Source organism: Sulfurimonas sp. (assembly GCF_050296975.1).
In the GTDB taxonomy this organism is placed as follows: Bacteria; Campylobacterota; Campylobacteria; order Campylobacterales; family Sulfurimonadaceae; genus Sulfurimonas.
In genome coordinates, this window is sequence record NZ_JBNKRX010000009.1 from 22,059 (window position 1) to 29,282 (window position 7,224).

Sequence of the window (7,224 nt, forward strand, 5' to 3'; positions counted from 1 at the left end):
TCCTTTTAATAAGGAAATGATAAAATTTTATAATCACTTTTTTGGAGAATTTATGGAAATTTTACTCGAAGAGTTTTATAAAACTGATTTGCATCTTGATAAATTTCATGATAGAAAAGTACAAATTGATGAAAAATCATATCAAATCAGTGGCATTACAAAAAGTGGGAAGACACAACTTGTCAAATCATATTTACTCTCTCATAAAAAAAATAGCTATCTCTATATAGACTGTGATGATATAAGAATCGATATTGAACAATTAAATAATTTACTCAACCAATTTTGCCACAACAATAGAATTGATATTCTTGTTTTAGACAACTATAAAAAGGGAGTTGATTTTGCGAATGTTTCACAACTGCTCATAACTACTGCACTTAAATTAGATATACCTGAGTTAGAATATATAAATCTTTACCCTTTGGATTATGAAGAGTTTTTAGCGTACGAACATAAATATGACTCCTCAGCACTCAATCACTTTTTTCAACTTGGCGGACTCGCTATAATGCACAAAATTTACGCTGATGAGCGAAATATTTATCTACAACATATTTTAAAAAATGCACTTGATGATATGGAGTTTGATATCTTAGTGCTATGTGCAAAACTTAACTCGCAAAAACTTTCAGCTTTTACAATTTATGAAAGGCTCAAAGCTAAAAGAAAAATCTCAAAAGACAAACTCTATAAGTCATTTCAAAATTTGGTCGAGAAAAAATATATCCATCAACTTGAAAAGTTTGATCATACAAAAGCGACAAAAAAACTCTATCTTTGTGACACCTCTTTAAAATCAGCCCTATGTTTAGAAAAAAACTTTAGTAGACTTTTTGAAAATATGGTTTTTTTGGAACTTATAAAAAAATCTAAGTCTGTTTATTATGAAGATGAAATCGATTTTTATCTGCCACAAAACAATGAAATCATACTTTGTAAACCTTTTGCAGATGAGCGGCGTTTGTTTAAAAAACTTGAAAATATTGAAGCATTCTTATTTACCCACTCAATCACAAAAATAACAGTTATCACGATGACTAAAGAGGGTTCAGTCTCTCACCCTCTTTCAAAAGTAGATATTATTCCATTTGATATTTGGGCATTAGGGGATTAGATGTTCTAAACTCTCTTTGATTGTTGAATACTTAAACTTAAAACCATTTTGAGTTAGATTTTTTGGATATATCTCTTTTGAACCAATCAGTACACTTGCAGCTTCACCATAGATGATTTTTAAAACAAATTCAGGAAGTGGGAAAATCGTTGGTCGATGTAAAACCCTGCCTAGTGTTTTTGTAAACTCATAGTTTGCAACTGGATTTGGTGCTACTGCATTAAAAACACCAGTGAGTTTTTTCCCGATCAAAAACTGATAAATCGAAACTAGATCGTCTATATCAATCCAACTCATCACCATTTTTCCATCACTGATAATCCCTCCAACACCTAACTTAAAAGGTAAAAGCATCTGTTTTAAAGCACCTCCATCATTGCCAAGGACGATACCAAAACGTACAATTGCTGTGGGTTTGATACACTCATTAGCACACTGTTCCCACTCTTTTGTTAGTGCCCCTAAAAAATCATTGGCATACCCATTAAAACTCTCATCATGCACTTCATCGTCTGGATAAGCTCCAATAGCAGAAGTTGAAATAAAATATTTCACATCGCTCTCATTGATAGCGCTTACCAATTTTTTTGTTGTTTCAACTCTACTTGAGATCAATACTTTTTTATATGCTTGACTCCATTTTTTTATAATTGGAGCACCTGCAAGATTTATCACTATATCAACATCCTGAAGCTTTTGTAAAATTTGTTCTTTTGTATCATCTCTAGCAATAGAGACAAAATTTGGAAATGTTTTCAAGAGATGTGTTCCTACAAAACCACTTACACCACTTATAGCTACTTTCATAGTTATACTCCTTATTTTGTCCAATTATTACACTTTATTTCTAAATCTTTTTTAACCTTTTTGACTATAAATATCTATTTAAGTATCACTTTATCAATAATTTATAACACATTTACAACTAAGATATGATAGAATAAGCAAAACTCATCTGTGGGGAGGTAGTTTGAGATATGTTTTTTTCAAAAAATAATAGTGATCAACTAAAAATACAAGAGTTACAAGAGACTATAAAAGCTCTTGAAACAGAAGTGAATTTTTATAAAGAGATAGCAAGTTTTGCTCAAGATGAGATGATTGTTGCACTTGATGCATCAGGTAAGTATATTTATGAAAATAAAAATGCTGAGTTAATGATTGAGGAGCATGAACTCCTTGCAAGAGAGTTACAAAAAAACAATGATATTGTAGAGTTAAATCATTGTACTGGTAAAGTAACTTCTCAACCAATGACTAGTTCAAAAGGGACTCTGTATAGTATCAAAAAAGTAGATATGAGAGATACTCGTGATAGCAATATCTTATCTCTTCACCAAACAGCTATCAACACAGCCTTAGTAGATACACAACAAACTTTTTCACAGATGTTAGATGAATTAAAAATAATGAAAGAAGAGGCTGTAAACATAGCTGATGAGTCAAAAGATGGACTTTCATTAATCGTTCAATCATCTTCTGCAATGGATCTATTAACACAACATATGGAAAACAATCTTAATGGTATGAACTCACTGAATGAACGTAGTGGTGAGATATCAACTGTTATCACCCTCATTCAAGATATTGCAGATCAAACAAATTTACTCGCACTTAATGCTGCTATTGAAGCTGCTCGTGCTGGTGAACATGGACGTGGATTTGCCGTAGTTGCTGATGAAGTAAGAAAACTAGCTGAAAAAACTGCAACCGCTACAAAAGATATCTCTTTAGTTGTAAAAGCGATGCAGCAAGAAACACATCAAGCTGAAGAGAGTACAAATGAGGTCAATACTATCGTTATAGATACAAAAGAAAAAATTGCAGACCTAAATATAAAAATAAAATCATTCCAAGAAAATGCTTCAAGAAGTCAATTTGAAGTGGAACATTTAAGTGATAAAATCTTTGTATCACTTGCTAAAATAGACCATACTATTTACAAACACAATGTGTATGCTCTTATCTTTGGTGAAGAGAGTGATTTTAAAGCAACATCTCATAAAGAGTGTCGTTTAGGGAAATGGTACACCACTGGTGTAGGCAAAGAGAACTTCTCTACTATGCCTTCTTACGCAAAACTTGACCAACCACATTCAGTAGTGCACGAACAAGCTAACCTTCTTGCTAATGAGTGTGGCGGTGATAAAGTGATCTGTTCAAAAGCTGTAATTGAAGAGAGAATCAACAAAATCGAGTATGCAAGTAAAGATGTATTTAGCTATCTTGATGCACTTGTTGAGGAGCGTGGAAAATCGATGATGCATAAAGCCGCTAAAACATTGTTTCAGGGAGGGGAAGGAGAGTAATGGCTGAACCAAAAAAAAATATAGTTATTATAGATGATGAGAATGAGATATTAAACATGTTAGAGAGATATTTTGTTAGAAATACAGACTATAAAGTGCAAACATTTAGTAATCCTGTTACAGCAATATCATCACTATCAAAAAACACAGATATTATCCTTCTTGATATCATGATGCCTCAGATGAGTGGGCTTGATGCTCTTCCAAAACTTTTAGAAAAAGCTCCTGATGCTAAAGTACTCATGATGACAGCATACTCTACGCTTGATAAAGTACTCAATGCGCATAGATTTGGAGCGACTGATTATATTATGAAACCTTTTTCATCTTTGGATGATTTAGGAAAAAAAATTGAAGAAGTGTTAAAAAAATAAACTATGATTTTTCAAAATGTTTCTATTCTCTTAGTTGAAGACGAAGAGAGTTCAAGAAATATGATCTCTCTTTTTTTAAAACAACTTGAATTTGCAAATGTATATGTAGCTGCAAATGGAAAAGAGGGATATGAACAATTTCTTAACCATAAACCAGAGCTTGTTTTAACTGATCTTAATATGCCAATCGTAAATGGTCTAGAACTTGCAGAGAAGATTAAAGCCATTACCCCCCATGTCCCTATATTATTGATTACATCATCTTTTGAAAAAGAGATTACAGAACAATCTGTTGATATTGGCATAGATAGTTACTTATTTAAGCCTATAAATCTTGATCGTTTAAAAAAACTTCTTCTCAAATATACAAATAGAGTTTTATTGGAGCGCAATTTAACCAACAAAATGAAACTCCTTAATGAATATAAAGGGGCTATTGACGTAAGTTCTGCTGTAACAAAAACAGATACACAAGGTATCATTACCTATGTCAATAATGCTTTTTGTCAAATGACAGGTTATTCTAAATTAGAACTTTTAGATGAAAAACATAGTCTCATTAAACATCCAGATACACCTCTAACTGTACATAAAGAGATGTGGAATACTATTATAGATCAAAAAGTTTGGAAAGGAAGACTCAAAAACCGTAAAAAAGATGGCTCAACACTCTATAAATACTCTACTATCATCCCAATTATCAACGAAGATAACGAGATTATCGAGTACATCGCTTTACATCAAGACATTACAGACCTTTATAACCAAGAGGAGAAGCTTAAAAAACGTATTGAAAAAGAGGTGAATAAAAATCTATTGGAAGCAAAATTTTCAACTATTGGACGTATGGCAGCTGGAATCACACATGAGATCAATACCCCTCTAACATATGTACGTGGAAATATAGAATTAATGATTCAAGATATTCAAACTATAGATGATAATGTACAACAAAAAAACTATCTTCTTGAAGATAGTAAAACTCTTCTTGAAGGTGTACATCGAATCGCTAGTATAGTTGAGTCTATGAGAGAAGTTGCTGCACAAAATAAAGAACAACTCCACCCCACAAATGTTTATGCTTCACTTATAACTGCTCTAACACTCTCATATAACAAAGCAAAGCAGATTTCTGAGATACGCCTACAAAATGAGGTGTTTAAAATTGGAATGGATAAAGAGAAGTTCAAATATATTGCAAATATTCAAAAACAGCGTATTGAGCAAGTCTTTCTTATTATTCTCAATAATGCTCTTGATGCACTCAAAAAAGTTGAAGATTTTAATAAACGACTTTTAGAGATTACAATTGAGAATGAATATAAATTTATTGTAGTTCGTTTTAAAGATAATGGGGGTGGCATAAATGAAAATATACTACCAAAAATTTTCGATCCTTTCCAAAGCGATAAAGAAGAAGGTGGCATGGGTATTGGTTTGAATGTTGCAAAAAAAATCCTAGATGATCATAATGGAAAAATCATCCCATCAAATCACGAAAATGGCGCACTTTTTGAAGTATATCTCCCAAAAGAGGCAGAAGTATGCTCTGCGGAATAGACGAAGCTGGACGTGGATGTTGTGCAGGTGATCTTGTAATCGCTGGTTGCGTCTTCAATGAAGATACACCTTTGATAGAGGGGCTTACAGACTCTAAAAAAATCATAGAAAAAAAGAGATACGAGTTGTTTGATCTTGTCAAAAAATCTACACAACATCATATAGTTGTTAAATCCTCCACCGAGATTGATGAAAAAGGAATATCCAAATGTATGCAAGAAGCGCTTTTAGAGATTCAAGCAAATCTCAAAGCCTCAGAATATCTTTTTGATGGCAATACAACCTTTGGTGTAGCAAACCTACAAACGATGATAAAAGCAGATGGCAAAGTCCTAGAGGTAAGTGCAGCTTCTATTTTGGCTAAAGTTACTCATGATAAAAATATCATTGCTGATGCACAAAAATATCCAAACTACCAATTTGAAAAACATAAAGGATACGCCACTGCTGCACATATTAAACTTATAAAAAAGCATGGTTATTCTCCTATTCATAGAAAAAGTTATAAGATAAAAGCGTTAGAGCCAACACTTTTTGATCTCTAGTGCTATACTATTGCTTCGTTTATAGTTTATAATATAGCTAAAGTTAAAACTGGAGTGTTCAAAATGTTAATAGAGATATTCACCGATTTTATTCGCAATAAAAAAGATCTACGTGAGTATGTTGAGATTAGAAAAGGGATTCATCAACGTGGTGAGTTTAATGATGCTACATTGATTAAAGTTCAGGAAAATTTAGAAAGACTTAAAGAGGAAAATCCAGAAATTTATGACAAAATGTATGCAGTTTTAGAAGAGGTTTTTAAACGTGATGAGGGCAATCATATCGATTACCCTCTAGATTTTGCAAGGGAAATACTTAAGATGTTTCATGCTCAATCTTTAGAAAACATTTACGAGGAATACAGAGCCGTTTTAAGCCATAAATATCAAACACTAAACTAAAATAAAGTACTTGTAGGTTATCATCTCGTGATGAGATTTTTACAGATAAATGATTTAGAGATTCACCTACAAGGCGATCAAGCCTTTTTATACTCAGAGAGTGATTCTGATGTGTTAAACATAGAAAACATTGAGTTTTCAGAAGAAGCAGAAAACTTGATACTTGAAGAACTTCGTTTAAAAAATAAAACCTCTTTGATGGACAACTTGAACTTTTCTTTTTGATTAAATAGTTAAGATGGTGCAGATGATGGGATACTAAATTCCGTCAAACACCGTCATTATAGGAAGTGTAGAGTTTTCCCAATTCCATTTGTTTAGGAACTTGATGTTCAAGAGCTGAACCTATTGGTCCTGTTTGTATAGCGTAGTCTATAGTTTTTTGTTGGCTATTATCTAGTGATCTTCCTACTGTTGTATACTCTATATCTAAATGTATACCACCACTACTTATAGTTCTTGGTAATCCAAAAAGGTATGTTATCTTTGGCTCGTACCCAAATATACCCTTTGAAGCAATGAGACCTGTTTTTACTTTAGATGCAAGAGCTGAGAGTTGTGACTGTGCTTGTAGTTGTGCAAAGTAACTTAGTGTGCCTGCGTACATCATATCTCCTAGTAGGTCTTATGCCTTAATTATTTTTTTGACAAATTCTTGTTATCAAAAACCACGATATATATGTTATTGTAAACATATACAAAAATATAAATCCTATTTCATAAAAAACATTATTAAAATATGAATAATACCAATCCCTACTAGATTCAAATGTCAAAATTGGGAAAAATATATAATATAACAATGTCAATAACCAACCTATTTTTTTTGACAATAATTTCTTTTTACAATTTGGACAGCTATAACCTTCATACAATATATCAAAAGACGCTAACTTATTAGCATACTCTTTTAAAGA

Annotated in this window: 9 protein-coding genes; 7 read left to right on the forward strand and 2 right to left on the reverse strand. The window is 32.2% G+C overall.

The genetic code is table 11. From position 1 onward, the window contains the following. Positions 1 to 52 precede the first annotated feature (52 nt). The gene (locus ACQY56_RS02510) at positions 53 to 1,117 is read left to right on the forward strand and encodes a DUF4143 domain-containing protein (protein ID WP_428739182.1); all 1,065 of its coding nucleotides are present in this window, start codon (positions 53 to 55) and stop codon (positions 1,115 to 1,117) included. On the opposite strand, the gene ACQY56_RS02515 is transcribed toward ACQY56_RS02510, so the two are convergent. Then, positions 1,106 to 1,924, reverse strand: a complete 819-nt coding sequence (locus ACQY56_RS02515; protein WP_428739183.1) for a TIGR01777 family oxidoreductase — start codon at positions 1,922 to 1,924, stop codon at positions 1,106 to 1,108. The two genes, ACQY56_RS02510 and ACQY56_RS02515, sit on opposite strands and share 12 nt — an antisense overlap. A 170-nt stretch (positions 1,925 to 2,094) precedes the next feature. On the opposite strand from ACQY56_RS02515, the gene ACQY56_RS02520 reads away from it, so the two are divergent. The 6 genes from ACQY56_RS02520 (at position 2,095) to ACQY56_RS02545 (ending at position 6,532) form a co-directional block, all read left to right on the forward strand. Then, positions 2,095 to 3,426, forward strand: a complete 1,332-nt coding sequence (locus tag ACQY56_RS02520; RefSeq protein ID WP_428739966.1) for a methyl-accepting chemotaxis protein — start codon at positions 2,095 to 2,097, stop codon at positions 3,424 to 3,426. Then, positions 3,426 to 3,800, forward strand: a complete 375-nt coding sequence (locus ACQY56_RS02525; protein WP_428739184.1) for a response regulator — start codon at positions 3,426 to 3,428, stop codon at positions 3,798 to 3,800. Before ACQY56_RS02520 ends, ACQY56_RS02525 begins: the two co-directional genes overlap by 1 nt. Before the next feature lie 3 nt (positions 3,801 to 3,803). After that, positions 3,804 to 5,360: a response regulator gene (locus ACQY56_RS02530; protein ID WP_428739185.1), complete on the forward strand. Its 1,557-nt coding sequence runs from the start codon at positions 3,804 to 3,806 to the stop codon at positions 5,358 to 5,360. Continuing rightward, a complete protein-coding gene (locus ACQY56_RS02535) occupies positions 5,345 to 5,905 on the forward strand; it encodes a ribonuclease HII (RefSeq protein WP_428739186.1) in 561 nt (186 codons plus the stop codon). Before ACQY56_RS02530 ends, ACQY56_RS02535 begins: the two co-directional genes overlap by 16 nt. 63 nt (positions 5,906 to 5,968) lie before the next feature. Next, positions 5,969 to 6,307, forward strand: coding sequence for a hypothetical protein (locus tag ACQY56_RS02540; protein WP_428739187.1), 339 nt, complete (start codon positions 5,969 to 5,971; stop codon positions 6,305 to 6,307). Positions 6,308 to 6,337: 30 nt separating this feature from the next. After that, the gene (locus ACQY56_RS02545; protein WP_428739188.1) at positions 6,338 to 6,532 is read left to right on the forward strand and encodes a hypothetical protein; all 195 of its coding nucleotides are present in this window, start codon (positions 6,338 to 6,340) and stop codon (positions 6,530 to 6,532) included. Between the two features lie 43 nt (positions 6,533 to 6,575). Here ACQY56_RS02545 and ACQY56_RS02550 read toward each other — a convergent pair whose 3' ends face one another. Further along, a complete protein-coding gene (locus tag ACQY56_RS02550) occupies positions 6,576 to 6,914 on the reverse strand; it encodes a hypothetical protein (RefSeq protein WP_428739189.1) in 339 nt (112 codons plus the stop codon). Positions 6,915 to 7,224: the final 310 nt, after the last annotated feature.